The organism is Aminomonas paucivorans DSM 12260 (assembly GCF_000165795.1).
In the GTDB taxonomy this organism is placed as follows: Bacteria; Synergistota; Synergistia; order Synergistales; family Synergistaceae; genus Aminomonas; species Aminomonas paucivorans.
Genome location: NZ_CM001022.1, coordinates 1,595,211 through 1,614,645 on the forward strand (window position 1 = coordinate 1,595,211; position 19,435 = coordinate 1,614,645).

At 63.0% G+C, this 19,435-nt stretch carries 18 protein-coding genes and 1 other RNA gene; 1 reads left to right on the forward strand and 18 read right to left on the reverse strand.

The genetic code is table 11. The features are described from left to right. Window positions 1-25: 25 nt before the first annotated feature. The 10 genes from APAU_RS07495 to rnpB form a co-directional block, all read right to left on the reverse strand. Window positions 26-1,114 carry a UDP-N-acetylglucosamine--N-acetylmuramyl-(pentapeptide) pyrophosphoryl-undecaprenol N-acetylglucosamine transferase gene (locus tag APAU_RS07495; protein ID WP_006301111.1) on the reverse strand — a complete coding sequence of 363 codons (1,089 nt, stop codon included), beginning with the start codon at window positions 1,112-1,114 and terminating at the stop codon, window positions 26-28. Then, window positions 1,111-2,265, reverse strand: coding sequence for an FtsW/RodA/SpoVE family cell cycle protein (locus APAU_RS07500; protein WP_232207830.1), 1,155 nt, complete (start codon window positions 2,263-2,265; stop codon window positions 1,111-1,113). Before APAU_RS07500 ends, APAU_RS07495 begins: the two co-directional genes overlap by 4 nt. Continuing rightward, a complete protein-coding gene (gene murD / locus APAU_RS07505) occupies window positions 2,255-3,643 on the reverse strand; it encodes a UDP-N-acetylmuramoyl-L-alanine--D-glutamate ligase (RefSeq protein ID WP_006301114.1) in 1,389 nt (462 codons plus the stop codon). The genes APAU_RS07500 and murD overlap by 11 nt, the downstream gene beginning before the upstream one ends. Then, a complete protein-coding gene (locus tag APAU_RS07510; RefSeq protein ID WP_006301115.1) occupies window positions 3,640-4,611 on the reverse strand; it encodes a phospho-N-acetylmuramoyl-pentapeptide-transferase in 972 nt (323 codons plus the stop codon). The genes murD and APAU_RS07510 overlap by 4 nt, the downstream gene beginning before the upstream one ends. Next, window positions 4,611-6,014 (reverse strand): UDP-N-acetylmuramoyl-tripeptide--D-alanyl-D-alanine ligase, encoded by a 1,404-nt coding sequence (locus tag APAU_RS07515; protein WP_006301116.1) that lies wholly within the window; start codon window positions 6,012-6,014, stop codon window positions 4,611-4,613. Before APAU_RS07515 ends, APAU_RS07510 begins: the two co-directional genes overlap by 1 nt. Further along, the gene (locus APAU_RS07520; RefSeq protein WP_006301117.1) at window positions 6,004-7,527 is read right to left on the reverse strand and encodes a UDP-N-acetylmuramoyl-L-alanyl-D-glutamate--2,6-diaminopimelate ligase; all 1,524 of its coding nucleotides are present in this window, start codon (window positions 7,525-7,527) and stop codon (window positions 6,004-6,006) included. Before APAU_RS07520 ends, APAU_RS07515 begins: the two co-directional genes overlap by 11 nt. 24 nt (window positions 7,528-7,551) lie before the next feature. Next, window positions 7,552-9,183, reverse strand: coding sequence for a peptidoglycan D,D-transpeptidase FtsI family protein (locus APAU_RS07525; RefSeq protein WP_232207709.1), 1,632 nt, complete (start codon window positions 9,181-9,183; stop codon window positions 7,552-7,554). A gap of 440 nt (window positions 9,184-9,623) precedes the next feature. Next, on the reverse strand, window positions 9,624-10,595 hold the full coding sequence (rsmH, locus tag APAU_RS07535) for a 16S rRNA (cytosine(1402)-N(4))-methyltransferase RsmH (protein ID WP_198003998.1): 972 nt from the start codon (window positions 10,593-10,595) through the stop codon (window positions 9,624-9,626). Further along, window positions 10,595-11,026, reverse strand: a complete 432-nt coding sequence (mraZ, locus tag APAU_RS07540) for a division/cell wall cluster transcriptional repressor MraZ (RefSeq protein ID WP_408626245.1) — start codon at window positions 11,024-11,026, stop codon at window positions 10,595-10,597. Before mraZ ends, rsmH begins: the two co-directional genes overlap by 1 nt. Window positions 11,027-11,194: 168 nt before the next feature. Then, an RNA gene (gene rnpB, locus APAU_RS12795) (RNase P RNA component class A) lies at window positions 11,195-11,523 on the reverse strand. Window positions 11,524-11,622: 99 nt separating this feature from the next. Here rnpB and APAU_RS07545 point away from each other — a divergent pair. Continuing rightward, window positions 11,623-12,450, forward strand: coding sequence for a CheR family methyltransferase (locus APAU_RS07545; RefSeq protein ID WP_006301122.1), 828 nt, complete (start codon window positions 11,623-11,625; stop codon window positions 12,448-12,450). Here APAU_RS07545 and APAU_RS07550 read toward each other — a convergent pair. The 8 genes from APAU_RS07550 to APAU_RS07585 form a co-directional block, all read right to left on the reverse strand. After that, window positions 12,432-12,965, reverse strand: a complete 534-nt coding sequence (locus tag APAU_RS07550) for a gamma carbonic anhydrase family protein (protein ID WP_006301123.1) — start codon at window positions 12,963-12,965, stop codon at window positions 12,432-12,434. The two genes, APAU_RS07545 and APAU_RS07550, sit on opposite strands and share 19 nt — an antisense overlap. Window positions 12,966-13,035: 70 nt before the next feature. Beyond that, window positions 13,036-13,662 (reverse strand): V-type ATP synthase subunit D, encoded by a 627-nt coding sequence (locus APAU_RS07555; protein ID WP_006301124.1) that lies wholly within the window; start codon window positions 13,660-13,662, stop codon window positions 13,036-13,038. Window positions 13,663-13,674: 12 nt separating this feature from the next. Beyond that, window positions 13,675-15,090, reverse strand: coding sequence for a V-type ATP synthase subunit B (locus tag APAU_RS07560; RefSeq protein ID WP_006301125.1), 1,416 nt, complete (start codon window positions 15,088-15,090; stop codon window positions 13,675-13,677). Further along, window positions 15,080-16,867 (reverse strand): V-type ATP synthase subunit A, encoded by a 1,788-nt coding sequence (locus tag APAU_RS07565; protein ID WP_083806783.1) that lies wholly within the window; start codon window positions 16,865-16,867, stop codon window positions 15,080-15,082. Before APAU_RS07565 ends, APAU_RS07560 begins: the two co-directional genes overlap by 11 nt. Before the next feature lie 50 nt (window positions 16,868-16,917). Beyond that, window positions 16,918-17,262 carry a V-type ATP synthase subunit F gene (locus APAU_RS07570; RefSeq protein ID WP_006301127.1) on the reverse strand — a complete coding sequence of 115 codons (345 nt, stop codon included), beginning with the start codon at window positions 17,260-17,262 and terminating at the stop codon, window positions 16,918-16,920. Continuing rightward, window positions 17,249-18,262, reverse strand: a complete 1,014-nt coding sequence (locus APAU_RS07575; protein WP_006301128.1) for a V-type ATPase subunit — start codon at window positions 18,260-18,262, stop codon at window positions 17,249-17,251. The genes APAU_RS07570 and APAU_RS07575 overlap by 14 nt, the downstream gene beginning before the upstream one ends. A gap of 16 nt (window positions 18,263-18,278) precedes the next feature. After that, the gene (locus APAU_RS07580) at window positions 18,279-18,866 is read right to left on the reverse strand and encodes a V-type ATP synthase subunit E (RefSeq protein ID WP_006301129.1); all 588 of its coding nucleotides are present in this window, start codon (window positions 18,864-18,866) and stop codon (window positions 18,279-18,281) included. Window positions 18,867-18,881: 15 nt separating this feature from the next. Continuing rightward, window positions 18,882-19,385, reverse strand: coding sequence for a V-type ATP synthase subunit K (locus tag APAU_RS07585; RefSeq protein ID WP_006301130.1), 504 nt, complete (start codon window positions 19,383-19,385; stop codon window positions 18,882-18,884). Window positions 19,386-19,435 lie beyond the last annotated feature (50 nt).

The window sequence follows — 19,435 nt, forward strand, 5'->3', positions numbered from 1 at the left end:
TGTAGCCGGAGCGGAAAAGCCTTATTCACAAGAGACCTCTCCTTTCGCCTAGAGGGGCGATGAGAACACGCCATAGGTCGGAACTGATTCTTTCTGCCGCATTATACATGTCTCGTCCCGATCTGGGGTGTTCCTGCCTGCTCGCCTCCAACCGTTTCAATTGTGTGGCTAATTCTTCCTCCGTGCCTGTCGTTTCATCCCAAATCTGCCCGACGTTGTCTCGACAAAACTGCAGAGCATTCGCCCTCTGGTGGTCTCCCGTCGCATGTCTCCAGGGGACCACCAGCGCCGGGAGCCCCGCGAGGCGAACCTCCGTCAGGGTAGAGGCCCCCGCACGAAGGACAGCCAAATCCGCCACGGAATAGAGGAACTCCACATCCCACCGCCTCGGCAGGAGGATTCGGTTCCCTTGGCGATCCAGGCAACTGCTGGCACCCAAAAAGAGGAAGGTCCAGGAGGCAAAGGCATCTTCCCGCGCCAGATTCTGTACCTGAAGGAACAGGGGGTGGCTTGCGAGAGACCCGGCCATCACGGCCACGATGGGCGCCGACGGGGCTTCCCCCTCCAAACCCAGGCGTTGCCAGGCTTCCTGCCGGGAGACCAGATGGAAGGAACGCACCGGGACCCCCACGGGCGTGAATCGCCCTTCCGCGAAGGGGGCACATCGATCCCACCCCGAGGCCACGGGAACCCCCATGCGGGAAGCGAGCCTGGCGGTCTTTCCCGCCCAGGCGTTCTGCTCGTGCACCAGAGCGGAAATCCCCCTCATTTTTGCCACCAACAGAGAAGGAAAACAGAGATACCCCCCGAAGAGGACGCAGGCATCGGGGCGCTCCTCCCGGAAGCATTCCGCAGACTGGGAAAGACCCTGAAACTGCTGGCGCCAACGTCGCAGTCGCTGCCCGCGGGGGGCCCCCAACGGCGACCCCTCCAGGGAGATGATGTGGGGGTCCAACCCGGCGCTTCGGTACATCTCCAGCTCCAGGGAGCGCATCCCCGTGAGGTAGCCCAGGTGGACCTCCGGATGATGCCTCTTTACCCAATCCCCAAAGGCGATGGCGGGCCAGACGTGCCCCCCCGTTCCCCCGGCCACCAGCAGGATGCGACGAATCATGATGTCCTCTCCTCCACTTCCATCGGTTCTTCCCTGCATAGACGAAGAAGGAGCCCGATTCGAAACCACATGGTGACAAGGGAACTTCCTCCGTAGCTGAGGAAGGGAAGGGGCATGCCCGTGAGGGGCATCATCTTCGTGACCCCTCCCAGATTGATGAACAGGGGAAGGATCACCGTCAGGGTCAGTCCCCAAAACAGAGACGCCCGAAGGGGATCCTCGGTTCTCATATAAAGACGATAAAGCCGCAGAGTCCAACAACCATAAAGGGCAAGCACCCCCAGCGTTCCCAGTAGACCCAGCTCCTCCCCCAGGGCCGCGTAGAGGAAGTCGGTGTACGCGGCGGGAAGATACTGCAGTTTTTGGAAGCCATGCCCCAAACCCGTGCCGAAACCGCCCCCGTTGTTGAAGGCGATGAGTCCCTGGATCGCCTGAAACCCCGTGTCCAGTGGATCCTTCCAGGGATCCAGAAAGGCAGAGATGCGCCGGAGGCGGTAGGGCGCAAGGAGGATCAGGGGAATCAGCGCCGCCAACCCTCCAAAGGAGGTCAGGAGCGGAAGCTTCCACCCGTATTTCTCCACGAACAGCCCCATGCAGACGGAGAACACCAGGATCGTGGTCCCCAGATCGGGTTGCAGAAGCAGAGGGATCGAGGAGAGGGAAAGGAGGATCAAGGTCTTGACGAAAGCCCGGACGGTGTCCTGCTGGTCCCGGTACAAGATCTTCGTCAGATGAACCGTCAGGGCCAGGAAAAGCAGCTCCCCCGCCTGGATGGAAAGCCCTCCCAGACGGATCCAACGCCGAGCCCCACCAACGGATGCCCCAACTCCCGGGATCAGGGTTGCAAAGGTTAGTAGGAGAGCACAAAACCACCAGAGCCCGCTGGTCCGAAGCCAGAAACGGGTGGGGACCAACCATGCGAAAAGGAGACCCAGGATCCCCACCAGGAGCCACCGAAACTGGCGCAATCCCACAGAGAAGGGCGTCCCCTCGTTGGCGAAGGCCAAGGGGCTGGTGGTGGAGGTGATGACCAACACCCCCAGTCCGGTGAGAAACAGAGGGATCAGCCAGATCAGGGGATCCGGCCGGACTCCGGACGCCCCTTCCTGGCTCAAGGTTCCTTCCCCGTAGCTGTTCGGCTCAGGAAACACCAAGCTCAGGTCTCTCCTTCAGGGAACAGGCCAGATCTCGAAAATGATCGCCCCGCTCCTTGTAGTTTCGGTACTGGTCCCAACTCGTGCAGGCAGGAGAAAGCAGCACCGAGTCTCCGGCCTCCGCCTTGTCGTAGGCCAACGGGACCGCCTCGTTCAGGCTCCTGACCAAAGACCAGCGATGGTAGCCCGCATCATCCAGAGCCTTCCCGATTCTCTCTCCTTCCTCTCCGAAAAGAACCGCGAAGCGGGCCCATTCCGTGACGGCTTTGGCAAGGGAACCGTAGCTCTCTCCCTTGCCCTGTCCCCCCAGGAGGATGACCTTCGTGCCCGGGAGGCTGGTCAGGGCGGTCATCGTGGCCGCCACGTTGGTCCCCTTGGAATCGTCCACGAATCGGACCTTCCCCAGTTCCCGAACCAGCTGGCAACGATGGGGAGGAGCGACGAAACGGGTCAGGGCCTCCTCCACGTGCTTCGGTGCATCCTTCAGGACCAGAGTTGTCGCCGTCGCCGCCATGGCCGCGTTCTCCAGGTTGTGGTCCCCCAGCAGGGAAAGAGCGTCGAAGGAGAACAACCGGCGTTTTCCCAAGCCGGGGAAAGAAAGGAGGGCCTCGCGACGGGAACGGATCAAGGTCACCCCCCCCTCCTCCCCTTCCCCATCCTCTGTCCAGGAAAGGGGGATGGTCTGGGAAACGGGAGGCAGGAGGGGAAGCTCCGAACGCTGCACGATGGCCATGCCGGTCGTGGGATCCAACGCCCGAACCAGGTTGGCCTTGGCATCCACATAGGCCTCGTAGGAGCCGTGCCAATCGATGTGGTCCGGCGCCAGGTTCGTCACCACGGCAAGGGAACAACGAAGCCGCCGGGCCCAGTGAAGCTGGAAGCTGCTGAGTTCCGCCACCACCCATTCCGCTTCCTCGCGGACTGCGGAGGCAAGAGGATTTCCGATATTTCCCGCCACGGAAACCCGGACCCCTTCTTCCCGCAGCAGATGCCCGATCAGAGAGGTGGTGGTGGTCTTCCCGTTGCTCCCCGTAACCCCGAGGAGCGAACCGCGCAGGAAGGGGGAGACGAAATCCAGTTCCCCCATCACCTCCACCCCTTGACTCAGGGCCTGCTGGATCTGGGGCACCCGAGGGGCGATCCCGGATCCCAACAGGAAGAGGTCCGTTTCAAAGACACGGGGCGTATGCCCCCCCTCCTCGAAGCCGATGCCCCTGGAACGCAGCCGCTCCCGGGCTCCCTCTTCCAAAGGCCTCTGTTCGGTCACGAAGACCTCCATGCCCAAATCCTTTGCCAGTTCTGCCAGGGCAAGGCCGCTGACCCCGGCTCCGAACACCGTCGCCCGTTTGCCCTCCCATTGCCGGAGGTTCTTCATCCGTTCGCCCCTCCCCAAAAACGTTGGAACAAAACCCAGATCCCGCCCATGCCCAACAGATGGACCAACCAAAACCGCGTGACGATGCGGGTCTCCGGCCAACCGATCAACTCGAAATGATGGTGCAGGGGACTCATCCGAAAAAGCCGCCTCCCAAAGCGGTGGATCGCCACCAACTGAAGGGAGACGGACAGGATCTCCACCCCGAACAGAAAGCCCAGCGGAACCACCAGAACCAAGGCGCGGGCGGCCACGCAAAGGCTCAGCAGAAGCCCCGCCAGGAAATGGGCTCCCCCATCGCCCATGAAGACCCGGGCAGGATGCCCGTTGTGCCAAAGGAAGGCGGCACACAGGGCCCAACCCCCGACGGCGGCCTCCCGAACCCCTCCCTGCACGAAGGGAAGCAGTGCCGTCAGGGACAGGACCATGGCTCCGGCGGCCAACCCGTCCAACCCGTCGGTGACGTTGACGGCATTCTGGATTCCCGTGCTTACGAAGAGAAGCAGCGGAAGAGCCAGGGGAAAGGGCACGGTCCATCCGGGCCACAGGTCCACCCCTGCCCACGAGACGGCGACGCACCAGGGAAGGGAGAACAGAAGCTGCAGCACCAGTTTTTGGAGGCTGCGAAGGCCTTCGCTGGAACGGCGCCACTGCTTGAGAAAGTCATCCCAGTACCCTACGAACCCCACGCACAGGGGCAGGGACCACAGCACCCAGTCACTGGAAGAAAAGGGCTCGCCCCGGCAGACCCGGACGCCCGCCAGCATCAGGGGAACCGCCAGAAACACCACCCCCCCCATGGAGGGGGTCTTACCCTTCTCCAGGATGTGCCGTTCCGGGCCGTAGGCCTTCTGGACCTGGCTCATGCGACGGCGCAGGGAAAAGCGGATCCAGCATTCCTGCAACAGCACCTCCACCCCAAACACCCCGAGGGCCAGCAGGATCAGTCCAACGGCAGGGGGGGCCATCAGGCTGCGTCCCCCCGGAACAAGGGCAAGAGACGCTCCAGACCGTAGGAACGGGACCCCTTGAGCAGGAGGAGGGCGTGTTTCGGCAGAACGGGCCCCCCTTCCTCCAAGAGAACCGCCGTGTCGGGGACCCACCGGACCTGATCGGGAAGGTCGGACCGAAGGGGAGCCCACTCCTCCCCCACCAAGACGGCACCATCCACCCCTCGCAGCTTTCCCAGGATCTCCCGGTGCCAGTGCGGGCTGGTCTCCCCCAGTTCCCTCATGCCCCCCAGAATGGCCCAGGACACCCCGGCTCCCTGGGAGGACAGGAGATGGAGGTTTTCCAAGGCAACCCCCATGGAGGCGGGGTTGGCGTTGTAGGTCTCGTCGAGAATCCACAATCCCTCCCGATCCGACAGGACTCTTCCTCGTCCCGGAAGGGGCAGGGAGGTCTCCGCCACCTCCCGGAGTGCCTCCTCCCCGACGCCGCGTCGGAGGGCCACGGACCAGGCAAAGGCCCAGGCATAGGCATGCTGCCGTCCCCAAAGGCGGGAGGCAAAGCTCCAGCTCCGCCCCGCCTCGCGCAGATGCAGGTCCAGAACGGGACCCTTTGAGGTCCAACGCGGCTCCGCACGCTCGATCCTCACCTCCCCCCCCGACACCCCAACTCCCAGGGATCGCTCCGCGGAGAAGGAGGCATGAAGGGCGTCCCGAAGAAGTGCATTATCAAAGTTATAGGTCACTCGTTCCGCCTGACGGGATTCCAAGAGCTCCAACTTCGCCGCCAGAACCCCCTGAACGTCCCCCAACCCCTCCAGGTGGGCCGGGCAGACCTCCGTGAGGAACAGCTCCTGAGGGGGGAAGGACGCCACCAGCGCTGAGATCTCCCCCGGGTGGTTCGTCCCGTACTCCAAAACCAGGTTACGGGTGTCCGGGGGCATCCCCAGGACCGTGGACGCGCACCCGATCCGGGTGTTGTAACTCTTGGGCGCACCATGGGAAGGCTCCACGGAAGCCAGCACCCGCAGGATCAGGTCCCGGGTGGTGGTCTTCCCCACGGATCCGGTGATGCCGTACACCTTCGGGGCAACCCGCTCCCTCCATTGACGGGCCAGGGTCACCAGGGCATCCTCCACGGAGTCCACAAACACCCACGCGACATCGGCAGACCCGGGAAGGGAAGCCCTCGCCTCCCTCCCCGGTCCGCGAAGGGCCAGAACGGCCGAGGCTCCCCCGGCCACCGCGTCCCCCACGAACCGATGCCCATCGGTGCGCTCCCCCGGCAGAGCTGCGAAGACGCAGCCCGGGGTCACTTCGCGGCTGTCGTAGCAGACGGAGAAGGGGAAGGGACGATCCGGACCCTCTGCCCCTCCCCCGAAGAGGGCGGCTACCTCATGAGTACGGAAGCGCTCAGCAGTCATGAGGGTCCTGTTCTCCCCCTACGGAGGGGTGGCCCTGCATCCACTCCAGGACGACGGCGCGGTCCTCGAAGGGGACGAGACGGTCCGCAAAGATGATGTTCCGCTCGGGCCCCTTCCCGGACACGAGGACCACATCCCCCGGCTGGGCTCCGTCGAGGGCGAACCGGATAGCCTCTCCCCTGTCGAGACGCACTTCCCAGGGGGTGGCGGCTCCGGAACCCTGGATCCCCCCCACGATCTGCTCGGCGATGGCCCCGGGGTCCTCGCTGCGGGGGTTGTCCATGGTCACCACCACGCGGTCCGCCAAGCGCCCCGCGTGCTCTCCCAAGGCCTTCCTGTGGCTTGTCGTCCTCTCTCCCCCATGGCCGAAAACCGACCAGAGCTGGCCTCGGCAGACATGCCTCAGGGTGGACAGAACCTTCTCGAGACCGTCGGGGGTGTGGGCATAGTCGATGACGCAGGTGACCCCGCCCGGAAGGGAATAGCGCTCCAGCCGTCCCGGGACCTGAGGCATGGAAGCAAGCCCTCGCCGGATGGTCTCTCCGTCGATGTCCAGAGTTCGCGCCAGGGCGGCGCAGGCCAGGGCGTTCTCCACGTTGTAGGTCCCGATGAGGGGAAGGTGCACCTCCGGTAGAACCCGGCCATCCGGCAGGGTCAGGTCCAGACACATCCCCGTCAGATCGAAGCTCTTCAAAGTCGCTCCCAGATCTCCGGGACGCGGCTCTTCTCGGGTGTACCCCACCAGGTTCTCGGGGTAGGCTTCGAGAAGACGGCGTCCATAGGCATCGTCCCGGTTGGACGCTCCTTTCCAGGAAGGTTTCATGTATTCCTCGAACAGGAGCTTCTTCGCCTGGAAATAGGCCTCCTCCGTTCCGTGGTAGTCCAGGTGCTCCGGGGAAAGGTTGGTGAACCCGCCTCGGTCGAAGCGGCAGCCTTCGATGCGTCCCTGTTCCAGCCCATGTGAAGAGGTCTCCATGACACAGGCTCCGCAGCCGTTGGACACCATCCGGGCCAGAAAGGATTGGATGTCGGTGTTCTCCGGCGTGGTTCGGTCCGCCTCCAGCTCCTTGTCCCCGTCGTGGTAGACGATGGTGCCCAGAAGCCCCGTCTTGACTCCGGCGCTCTGAAGGACGGAACGGAGCATGTAGGTCGTGGTGCTCTTCCCGTTGGTTCCGGTGATGCCCACATGGGTCAGCCGCTGCGCGGGCTCGCCGTAGAGAACCGCTGCAAGGCGTCCCATGAAACGTCGCACGTCCGGCACCACGACCTGCGGAACGGGAAGATCCAAGGCCCGTTCGACACAGAGAGCCACGGCGCCGCGGTCGAGGGCGGAGGCTGCAAAACGATGCCCGTCCGCCTTCCCTCCCGAGACGCAAGCGAACAGACTTCCCGGCGCCACGTTGCCGCTGTGGTGCACCACCCTATCGATCCAAGGGTTGTCCCCCCTCGGGGAAAGGAGCTTGGGAGAGGAAGGATCTTCATGAAGCCGAGCCAGAAGATCGTTCAGATACATGGCCACACCTTCTTCTGCCGTAGATTAGGATGTCTTCCCCAAGGGAAGCTGCACCAGATCCTCCACGATCTGGCGGAACAGGGGGGCCGCCAGCTCGCCGCCGTAGTACCTGGCCCCTTGGGGCTCCCCCAACACCACCAGGAGCACGTACTGCGGCCTCGAAGCGGGCCAGAACCCCACAAAGGAAGCCACATGCCCTCCCTTGGAGTACTCCCCCCCCGAGGCGATCTGGGCGGTCCCGGTCTTGCCCGCCACCTCCGCAAGCGGGGTATTCGCACCCTTGCCCGTCCCCTCGGAGACGACTCGCCTCATGGCTTTGCGAAGCCACGCGGCGGTGCTTTCGGAAAAGACCGTCGCCCGCTCCCTCCGCTTGCCCTGGTGGATCGTCTCTCCCTTGCCGTTCCGGACGTCCGAGACGACATAAGGCTTCAGAAGGTGTCCCCCGTTGGCGATGGCGGAGATGGCCGTAGCCAACTGAAGGGGCGACACGGCAATCCCCTGGCCGATGGCGATGTTCGCCGGCACCGTCCCCAGCCACTGCTCCGGAGGTTTGAGGAGCCCTTCCTCCTCTCCCGCCAGGTCCACCCCGGAGCGCTCTCCAAAGCCTAGTGCCCGAAGCAGCCCGTAGGTGCGGAAGGGGGTCAGCCGCATCCCTACCATGGCCATGCCCACGTTGCAGGAATTGACGAGCACCTGCGCGGGATCCTGCACCCCATGCCCACCCCGCTTCACATCCCGCATCACCTTGTCGGCCACCGCGATGCTGCCGGTACAGAAGAAACGATCCGAAAGCCCTACCACGCCTTCCTCCAGAGCCAAACCCATGACGAGAGGTTTAAACGTCGATCCGGGCTCGTAAACTCGCCCCAGGACGTTGTTCCGCAAAGCCTCTTGGTTCTGGAAGTGCCCTCTCTGGTTCAGGTCGAACCCTGGAAAACTGGCCACGGCCAGAAGCGCGCCCGTGTGCGGATCCATGCACACCGCCGCGGCCCAGCGGGCGTTCACGTCCTTGGCACCCTGCGCCAGGCGGGACTCCACGACCTGCTGGATGCGAGCATCCAGGGTCAGGCGGAGGCTACCGACTCCCGCGCGAATCTCCCCCGTGTTGCAGCCGATCATGTCCAGCAGTCGCCCCCGGGCGTCCCGCGCCAAGAGACGCGTCTGGGGGGGGGAGAAGAGCACGTTGTTCCAAGCCAGCTCCAGTCCCGAAAGCCCGTTGTCGTCGATGTCGCAAAATCCGAGCACGTGGGACGCCAAGCTCCCGTGGGGGTACACCCGGGCCTTTTCCCGAAGGGCGAACAGCCCGGGAATCTCCTTTTTTTCCAGAAGCGAGGCCCGGTCCCGAGGAAGCTTGCGGGCCACCCACTGAAAGCGGCCGGACAGGGGGCGCTTGAAGCGCCGTGCCTCCCCGGGGTCCAGAATCCCCACCAGAGCATCCGCCCCTTGGGGATCCCAGTACTGCGGATCGATAAACAGGCTGGTGGCAGGGATGGATAGGGCCAAAGCGATCCCGTTGCGATCCCGGATATCCCCCCGGGAAGTGCTCACCGGAACCTGGGCCCAATACTGCCTTCGGGCCTGGCTGACCACGCGAGGATCGGGAAACAGATGCACCTTCACGGTCTGGATCGCCAGAATGAAAAAGACGAAAAACACAGAAGCCCAGGCGCTCCGGCTTTTCCAGCGGGCGTCTGGGCGTTTCGGCCTAATCCTGGGCATTGGCCTGATTGACGAACAACCGCAACGATTTTTCCATGAAGGACTCTCTTCGATTGGGCGATCTGGAACTGCCTGTGGCGAGCCGGGACCTCCCCTCTTTCGGGACGAGGACCACGGAAAGGCGGGTCATCTTCTGAGGAGGCAGCATCCCTAACTGAACCCGCGCAACACTATACACCCTCTGCGGGGAGAGTAAAGAAGACAGCTTCCTCTCCAGCTCCGCGTTCCGGTCCAGGGTTTTTTCGATCCTCAGGCTAACCTCCGAAAGGCGATGCTCCAGGTACAGACTGTAAAGCCGCACCCCCCCCAACCCCAGAGCCGTGCAAAGCAGGGCGACGAACCCCAAGAGGAACGAGGGGGAAAGGCGCCGGGACATCTCATGCCGAGGGAAGCCCACCGGAACGCCCCTCCTTTCTCCTCGCCGCACGCCGCTCCTCCCTGGTGGGGACGGGGCCGAACCGAAAGACCCGCAGTTTCGCGCTTCTGGAACGTTTGTTCTCTCGAATCTCCTCCTCCCGAGGCACCAGGGGCTTCTTGGTCACCAAAAGCCCCTTTCCCTCGGCAGCCCACGTCTTCATGTGTTGCTTGACCAACCGATCCTCCAGGGAGTGGTAGGTGATGAACACCACCGTGGAGGGATCCCCGCAGAACGAGGGCAGGGATTCCAACGTCTCCCGAAGGGCCTCCATTTCGTCGTTCACGGCGATCCGCAAGGCCTGGAAGATCCGCCGGGCCGGGTGCGTCCCCGCCTTTCTCTGAGCCGGCGCGGGCAACGTCCGACGGATCAGGGCCACCAGGCTTTCGGTAGTCATGAGAGGGCCGTAGCGTTCCCGATGCATCACGATGGCTCGGGCGATGGGCACCGCGAAGGGGTCTTCCCCGTAGCGTCGGAAGAGTCCGATCAGGTCCCCCAGTTCCCAGGAATTCACGATGTCCGCGGCGGTGACGCCCCGAGAGAGGGTTCCCGAATCCATGCGCATGTCTAGAGGCCCCTCCCCGTGGAAGGAAAAACCTCTTTCCTCCCGATCGATCTGCATGGAGGAAACCCCCAGATCGAAGAGAAAGGCGCTGCAGACCTTTATTTCGTAGCGGGGAAGCAGGGTGGACAAATCACGGAAATTCCCGGGAATCAGGGTCACCCGATCCCCGTAGGGGGCCAGGTTCAGACGGGCTTCGTCCAAGGCGGAAGGGTCTTGATCGATCCCCACCAACCGACAGCGGGGGCAATTCGCCAAGATGGCCCGGGCATGGCCGGCAGCCCCCAGGGTCCCATCCACCACACAGACCTGCTCCTCCCAAGGGCGCAGGGCCTCAAGCACCTCCTGAAGCATGACGGGGACGTGGAGCATCACAGGCCTTCGACCTCCTCGGCAATGGACGGCAACGCCTCCAGGATCTCTCCGCGATGGATCGTCCAGTTGCTGCTGTCCCAGATCTCCAAGTGGTCTCCCACCCCGATGACCGCGACTTCCTGCTTGATGTCCCCATGCTGCCGAAGGAACTGGGGCAAGAGAATCCGGCCCATGGAATCGAAGTCCATCTCCGTGGCGGAAGCCAAAAGGACCCGGAGAAAATCGCGGGTCCTCCCCTTGGACATGGGGAGGTTCTGCAGCTTCTCCAGGAGACGGTGCCAGTTGGGCAGGGAGTAGAGGGCGACGCAACGATCGATGCCGATGGTTGCTACCACCTGGTTTCCCAGTTCCTCCCGAAAGCGTGCGGGGAGAACCATGCGACCCTTGCTGTCCATTCGGTGGTCGAAGGTTCCCACAAGCACGCCCATCCCCCCCATACTTTGCCACTTCCTGCCACTTTTTACCACCCTAGCATGGACAGGACACGCCCCATGGGCCTTTAGTCCCAATTCTTCCGGGACCAAGGGGAGTCGCTGTCGGGATGGTTTGCACGAAATGGGTTTGCATGACAGATGGGAAGTGTTGGATGGTGGGAGCGGGGGAGCATCCCATAAGCCGGGTTTTGTCGTGCCCAGTCATTTCTCTGGTCCCCTTCTCGCGAAGGGGATCGAGCGATCGTACCCGGGAGTCGGCGGGCCGCCTCATCCTCCCCTATTCGATCTTGCTCCGGATGGGGCTTGCCGTAGCCCAACGGTCACCCGTTGGCTGGTGGGCCCTTACCCCACCTTTTCACCCTTACCCGTAGGCGGTTTGATTTCTGTGGCGCTATCCTTGGGCTTGCGCCCACTGGAATTTCTCCAGCATCCTGCCCTGCGGAGCCCGGACTTTCCTCTGCCGTGGCGACAGCGACTGGGAAGGATGCTCCCCCGGGAACAGTATAGGGAGAGTTTCCCGTCTGTCCAGCGTTGGTCGCTTGCTGGGGAGCCCCTTCATTCCGTAGAATGGCAGGAGCAGACGGTCCAGGATGAAGGGAGAGGATGCCGTGTCCATCGAAGAAAAGGCCTACCCCGCACCACCTGAATACGAGGTCTTCAAGAAACGCATTCAGGAGCTTACGGGAATTGACCTGAACGCTTACAAGTTTCAAATCCACCGGCGTGTCCACATGCTGATGCAGCGGTGGAACGTGACAAGTTACGACGAATACTATAAAGTCATCTCCACCCGGGAGGATAAACTTCGGGAGTTCCTGGACTACCTGACCATCAACGTTTCCGAGTTCTTCCGGAACGCAAACCGCTGGTGGGAGCTGAAAGACAAGGTTTTCCCCTTGATCTTCAAGGAAACGGGACAGAAGAAGCTCAAGCTCTGGAGCGCCGGATGTGCCACGGGAGAGGAACCCTATTCTTTGGGCGTCCTGGCCCTGGAAACGGGCCTGACCAACCCCCAACCCGTTCTGGCCACGGACATCGACCGGGGAGCCCTGGCAAAGGCGCAGGCGGGGATCTTCCAGAAGCGCCAGCTGGTGAACGCCCCCCCGGAATGGATCTCCAAGTACTTTTCGGAAATCGACGCCAACACCGTCCAGGTCAAAAACGTGGTCAAGGAAAAGGTCAACTTCCGTCAGCAGAACCTCATCAAGGACCCCTTCGATTCGGGGATGGACGTCATCCTCTGCCGCAACGTGGTGATCTACTTTTCCCCGGAGACCAAAAGCGCCCTGTACGAGAAATTCTTTAACGCCCTGCGCCCCGGAGGCTATCTGATGACGGGGTCCACGGAGCAGATCTTCGAGTACAAGAAAATCGGCTTTGAGTCTGCCGGCCCCTTCCTCTACCGCAAACCCCGGTAACGAAGCGCCAGCTCCACGTAGGACGAGGCAAGCTCCGCCAGTTTTTCCCTGTCCGCCTCCCGGGTCTGACGAACCACCCGCCCCGGGAGGCCCATGACGAGGCTCCCTGGTGGGATCACGGCCCCTTCGGGGACCAGGGCACCTGCCGCAACGATGGAGCCCTCCCCCACCACGGCTCCGTCCAGCACCGTAGCCCTCATGGCGATCAGGCATCGGTTTTCGACGCGACATCCATGAAGGATCGCCCCATGCCCCACGGTGACGTCCTCTCCCACCCAGACTTCCAGATCCTCCGTCACGTGGAGGATACAACCGTCCTGGATGTTGCTTCGAGCCCCCAGGACGATGCGGTTGATGTCCCCTCGCAGTACCGCATGGTGCCACACGCTGGCCTGTTCCCCCAACTCCACCCGCCCTACAAGGGCCGCAGTGGGGGCGACGAAGGCCGAAGGGGCAATCTTCGGGAAGGTTCCCTCGAAGGGATAAAGCGGAAGGTCCTGGCATCCCAAGGTCACGGCATTCCACCCCTTTCCAAAAAAGAGGGCGCCCCGTGCTGCAGGAGCGCCCCGCGTTTCGAGTTTGCCGTCAGTGGGACCGGACGATTTCCTTGATCCGCATGAGGCGGCCCAGGTTCGCCCGCTCCATCTCGTCCAGCTTCATGGAAATCCCTCGGATCGTCTCGATGAACGACGGGATCAGGACGTGTTCCAAGGCGTTGACCCGGCGTCGCGTCCGTTCGATCTCCGTGGCCATGAGCCGAAGGGCCTTCTCCGCCGCAGCCAGCTGGATCAGCTTGGGCAACAGCCGAACGAACCGTTCCAAGGCAACGTCCAGGCTGCCGGGGGACGTCAAAAGCCCGTAGCTCAGGCGGGATTCCTGCGCCTGGAGCTGGTACTCCGGGATGTTGACGCTCATGACGTTCCGACTTGTCCCGCGGACCTCCAGTCGGCCGCTCGCAAGCAGAAGCGCCTGTTCCAACATGGAGGGCAGCGTCTGGGCCCGGGCAAGGAGAAAGCTCTGGTAGCAGAGCTTCAGCTCCTCCTCCACCGCTTCCCGGAGGGCCTTCACATCCCGCGCCCGCTGCAGGAATTCCTTGATCAGTGCGTCCTGCTTGTCTTTCAGGAGCTTGTGTCCCCGCTTCGCCACCACGAGGCGGCGCTTCAGCCGGGACAGCTCCATGCGGTTGGGATTGACGTTCAGGGACTTCGCCATGCAGCTCCCTCCCTACGCTTCTTCGGCGACGGGTTCCGGGGAGCGTTCCGCCAACAGAGGCTTCAGGTAGGTCTCGATGTAGGCATCCCGAACCCGCTTCAGCTCCTTCACGGGGATCAGGGCCAGCAGCTCCCAGCCCAAGGCGAGGGTTTCCTGAATCGTCCGGTTCTCGTACTCTCCCTGCCGGACATATCGATCCTCGAAGGCGTCGGCGAACTTGGCGAAGGCCTTGTCCTCCTCCGTCAGGGCTCCCTCCCCCAGGATCACCGCCAATTCCTTGGCCTCCTTGCCCCGGGCGTAGGCCGCGAAAAGCTGATTCATCAGGTCCGCATGGTCCTCCCGGGTCTTCCCCTTCCCGATCCCCTTGTCCTTCAAGCGAGACAGGGAGGGCATGACGTCCACGGGAGGATAGATCCCCTTGCGGTGCAGCCCTCGGCTGAGGATGATCTGCCCTTCGGTGATGTACCCCGTGAGGTCTGGGATCGGATGGGTCTTGTCGTCCTCCGGCATGGTGAGGATGGGGAACTGGGTGATGGAACCGCTCTTTCCCCGAAGACGACCGGCCCGCTCGTACATGGTGGCCAAGTCGGTGTAGAGGTAACCCGGGTATCCCCGACGCCCCGGAACCTCCTTGCGAGCCGCGGAGATCTCCCGCAGGGCCTCGCAGTAGTTCGTGAGGTCCGTGAGGATGACCAGCACGTGCATGTCCTTCTCGAAGGCCAGATACTCCGCGCAGGTGAGGGCCAGGCGAGGGGTGGTGATCCGCTCGATGGCCGGGTCGTCCGCCAAATTGACGAACATGACCGTGCGTTCGATGGCCCCGGTTTTACGGAAGTCCTCCATGAAGAAGGAAGCCTCCTCGAAGGTGATCCCCATGGCCGCGAAGACCACCGCAAAGGCCGCATGCCCACTGATGACCGTCGCCTGCCGGGCGATCTGGGCGGCCATGCGGTTATGAGGCAATCCGCTTCCGGAGAAGATGGGCAGCTTCTGCCCCCGGACCAGGGGGTTCATCCCGTCGATGGTGGAAATCCCCGTCTGGATGAACTCCGAGGGGTAGTCCCGGGAGAAGGGGTTCATGGGAAAGCCGTTGATGTCCAGGGCGGTCTCGGGAATGATGGCGGCCCCTCCGTCGATGGGCTCACCCCGGCCGTTGAAGATGCGCCCCAGCATGTCGCCGCTCACCGGGAGGGTGAGCACCTTCCCGAGGAACCGCACCTGGGTGGTGTCCACATCAATCCCCGTGGTCCCTTCGAAGACCTGGACCAGCGCCTTGTCCGCGGTGATCTCCAGGACGCGGCCCCGCCGCTTCTCGCCGCTGGCTAGGGAAATTTCCACCAGCTCGTCGTAGCGCACGTCCCGGACCTTCTCCACCACCAGAAGGGGTCCTGAAAGATCGCTGATGGTGCGATACTCCTTAGGCAGCATCCTCGTCGCCTCCCGTGGTGGCCAGGTTCCCCAGGACCGTCTTGATGGTGTCCTCCAGACCGTCGAGCTGGGCTAGTTCCTTCTCGTCGATGTAGCGCATCCGGGCGATCTCCTCCCGGATGGGAAGCTCGATGACGTCCTTCAGCAGCGCCCCTCGCCTAAGGGCCTCCATGGCGAGGTGGTGGAAGGAGAGGATGTTGCGCAGCATCCGAAACTGCTTGTCCATGGAGGCGTAAGTGTCCACCTCGTGGAAGGCGTTCTGGTGCAGGAAGTCCTCCCGAAGGGACTTGGCGGTCTCCAGGATCATCCGCTCATCCTTGGAAAGGGAGTCGATCCCCACAAGGCGGACGATCTCCTTGAGCCGATCCTCGTCCTCCAGAAGCCCCATGGCCTCGGTGCGGAACCCGCTCCACTCCCCGTCGTAGATGTTGTCCCAGTACTCCCCCAGCTTCTCCGCGTAGAGAGAATAGCTGGTAAGCCAGTTGATGGCGGGGAAATGGCGCTGGTAGGCCAGGCTGGCGTCGAGTCCCCAGAAGACCTTGGTGACCCGAAGGGTGTTCTGGGTCACCGGCTCCGAGAGGTCCCCGCCGGGGGGAGAGACGGCGCCGATGATGGAGACCGCCCCCTCGCGCCCGTCCTCTCCCATGCAGATGGCCCGCCCCGCCCGCTCGTAGAAGGAGGCCAGGCGGGTTCCCAGGTAGGCCGGATACCCCTCCTCGCCGGGCATTTCTTCCAGACGCCCCGAGATCTCCCGCAACGCTTCCGCCCAACGGCTGGTGGAATCCGCCATGAGGGCCACAGAATAGCCCATGTCCCGGTAGTATTCCGCGATGGTGATACCCGTGTAGATGGAGGCCTCCCGGGCAGCCACAGGCATGTTGGAGGTGTTGGCGATGAGCACAGTACGCTTCATCAAGGGCTGTCCGGAGCGGGGATCCTCCAGTTCCGGGAACTCCAGGAGCACGTCGGTCATCTCGTTGCCCCGTTCCCCGCAGCCGATGTAGACCACGATCTCCGCATCCGCCCACTTGGCCAGCTGGTGCTGGATCACCGTCTTGCCGGAGCCGAAGGGACCCGGGACGCAAGCTGTCCCCCCCCGAGCGATGAGGAAGAAGGTGTCCACCACCCGCTGTCCCGTGGTGAGAGGGGTATCCGGGGAAAGCCGTTTGGCCACGGGGCGGGGAATCCGGACGGGCCAGCGCTGAAGCAGGGAAACCCGCTTCTCTTCCCCTTCGGGAGTCCGGATGGTCGCCACGGTCTCCTCCACGGTCACGTCTCCCCCCCGGATCTGGGTGAGGGTGCCTCGGACTCCATGAGGCACCAAGACGCGATGCTCCACCAGCACCGTCTCCTGTACCACCCCGAGGACGTCACCGGGCAGGACCTGGTCCCCCTCCGCCTTGCGAGGCTCGAAGGACCAGCGCCGCTTGCGGTCCACCGCGGGAACGGCGATTCCCCTAGAAATGTAGGGACTCTGCGCCACATCTTCGATGGCCTTCAGGGGACGCTGGACTCCATCGTAAAACTGCTCGATGAGTCCCGGCCCCAGCTCCACGCTGAGGGGTTCTCCCGTGCTCACCACGGGTTCGCCGGGCATCAGCCCGGAGGTTTCCTCGTAGACCTGAATGGAAGCCGTATCGCCTTTGAGCTCGATGATCTCCCCGACGAGGCCTATGCTGCCCACGCGGACCACATCGTACATACAGGCCCCGGACATGCCCCCTGCCACCACCAGGGGGCCCGAGATCTTCGCGATGGTTCCTTGAATCGTTCGCATCTCAGCCACTCACATCGCCTCCGTAAGGAATCCGCAGGGGACGCCTGCCTTCACTGGACAGCAAAGATGTCCATGCCCACGGCTTTTTCCACGCATTTGCGGACAGACTCCATGCCGATGCCCGCCGTTCCGGACTGATCGGGGATGGGGATGACCGTCATGGACGTCTGTTCGTTGAGTTCATCCACCACATCCCGATGGCGGGCGAAGAGGTCTTCCGTGAGAAAAAGGATGCCCACCTGTTCTCGGCGGACTCGCAGAAGGGCGGCGCGAACCGTCTCCTCTGTCGCGTCTGCCTCCACCACCACCGTCTCCACTCCAATGGCCTGAAAGGGCAGCACGCTCTCGTAGTCCCCCAGCGCAGCGACCCGAACGGAGGAGCTATGGGTATCCATGGCGCAACAGCCTCCTCACCTTGTCACGGTCCGAACGGCTGGCTTTGGAGACCAGGACGATCCGCAGATTCTTGACCTCCATCTCCTTGCCCCAGAGAAAGGCCAACACGTTTTCCGGCGCATCCGCCTGATAGCGGAAGGAGGCCCAATAGACGCTGGCATGGTCGTCCAGGGCTTTCTCCATCCCGGGGATCACCTCGTCTGGATGAGGCTGTTCCTGAAGGATCCACGCCGCCTGGGAAAAGGCGGAGAAAGAAAGGAGGCGCGGCCAGGATTCCAACGGCTCCGTCAGGAGGGAAAGCAGCAGGGGGATACGCAGGGTTCCTCCCTCATGCAGGAAGGGAAGCGTTCGGTTTGCGTCGAAGCCGAAACGGCGCAAGCGGAGGACCACTCGAAGGTTCTCCGCGTCGATCCGCTGACGAGCCCACATCCGAATCCCCTCATACCCCAGGGAATCCACCAGTTCCGTCAGGGCGACAAAATACTGTCCATCCAGCAGACGGTCAACCTCCAAAAGATCCCGACACTGCTCCCAGCACGCCATGCACTGCGGCACCACGCGGCTGAGACCATAGGGGAGAAGCCGGTAGTCCTCCGCATCCACGTTGGCGATGAGATCGTCCAAGGGAATCGACCCCAGGGACGTGAGGAGATCCCAACGCTTCTTTCCTCCTTGCCGAAGGCTGAAGGCGCTTTTCAGAAGAACCTTCACGTTGTGAAAATCGTACAGGAGCCGTGCAATTTCCAACACCGCCGGCTCGGGCACAAACCCCTGAACCTCACGGTAGGTCTCCAGGAGAGCCGATTCCAGGGCCTCGTCAAACCGTCCGGTCCGGTTTCCCGCCAGCGCGGGGCCGTAGACCGTCTCGGACAAGAGCTTGTAGGCCCCCGCTAGGTCCTCCGCGTCCACCATGCGTTGCAACAGGGCGGGATCAAGGAAGCGGTGTTCCATCGCACGGAGGCGAGCAACGACATATCCATAGGCCTCCCGGGTAGCCACGGCCCCACCTCCTCGATCAATCGTTGGCGAAGAGTTGCTTCACCACGTCCGCTTCCCGATCCTCCTGGAAGGTCCGAAGGAGCATCTCCCACGTGCAGTTCGTCTGGACCCGATCCCGAGCCAGGAGAAAACCACCCCGAATCCGAACATCCCGTTCAGGGCAAAGGGAATGCCGCTTCCCGTGGCGAGCATTGAAGTCCTGCAGCCAAGCCTCGTCCAACACCTTTTCCTGCGGACCTACGTGGACCGTTTCGTCTCCCGTCTCGGCAGCCTCCAGCAAGAGGACCTCCGTCAAACGGGCGATGGTATCCCGATCCTGAGAAAGCAGGGACCGAAGGGCTTCGTCGAAACACCGGGCGATGGCAGCCCGACGGGCGTTCAGTTTTTCCCTGCGCACATCCAGCTTGGCCACCGTCTCCCGCCGACGAAGGATCTCGGGACGCTCCTTCTGGAATCGATCATCGAAGGACGCCTCCAGCTCCCGGATCTCCCGCTCCGTCGCCGTCTTCAGCGAGCGGATCTGTTCCTGGGCCTTAGCCCGATGCTCCTCGGCCTGCTGTTTCGCATCGGCCTCAATCTTCGCGGTGATGTCCGCCAGTGCCATGTCCGGGGACCCCGCTCATCCGATCTTGATGCTGTTGAGGAGGATGATGCTCATCAACAGGGCCAGCACCGCGTAGGTCTCCACCATGGCGGGCAGGATGACCGCCTTCCCGATCTCCTCGGGACGCTTGGCGATCATGAGGATGGTGGCAGCGGAAGATTTTCCCTGGTAGATGGCGGAATAGTACCCCGCCACCGCGATGGGGAGGCAGGCGAAGAAAATTCCCAGTCCCTGCCAGACCGAGACGTGGACTCCCGCCCCGCCCAGCAGCCCGGCCTTCTGGATGGCAAAAAACGCGGTGAGGAGCCCGTAGATACCCTGCGTCCCCGGAAGCGCCAGAAGGATCAGGGCAAGCCCGAACTTCTTGGGGTCCTCCGTCATGATCCCCGCTGCCGCCTCGTTGGCAATCCCGATCCCCATGGCCGATCCGGAGCCCGCATACCCCGCCGCCAGCGCCGCACCCAACATGGCCAGCACCGGTCCCAACTGATCCGCCATCGTCGCAAGAATCGATTCCATCGTTTCTCATGCCTCCTTGTCGATATATGTGAGAAACACCGAACCTGAAA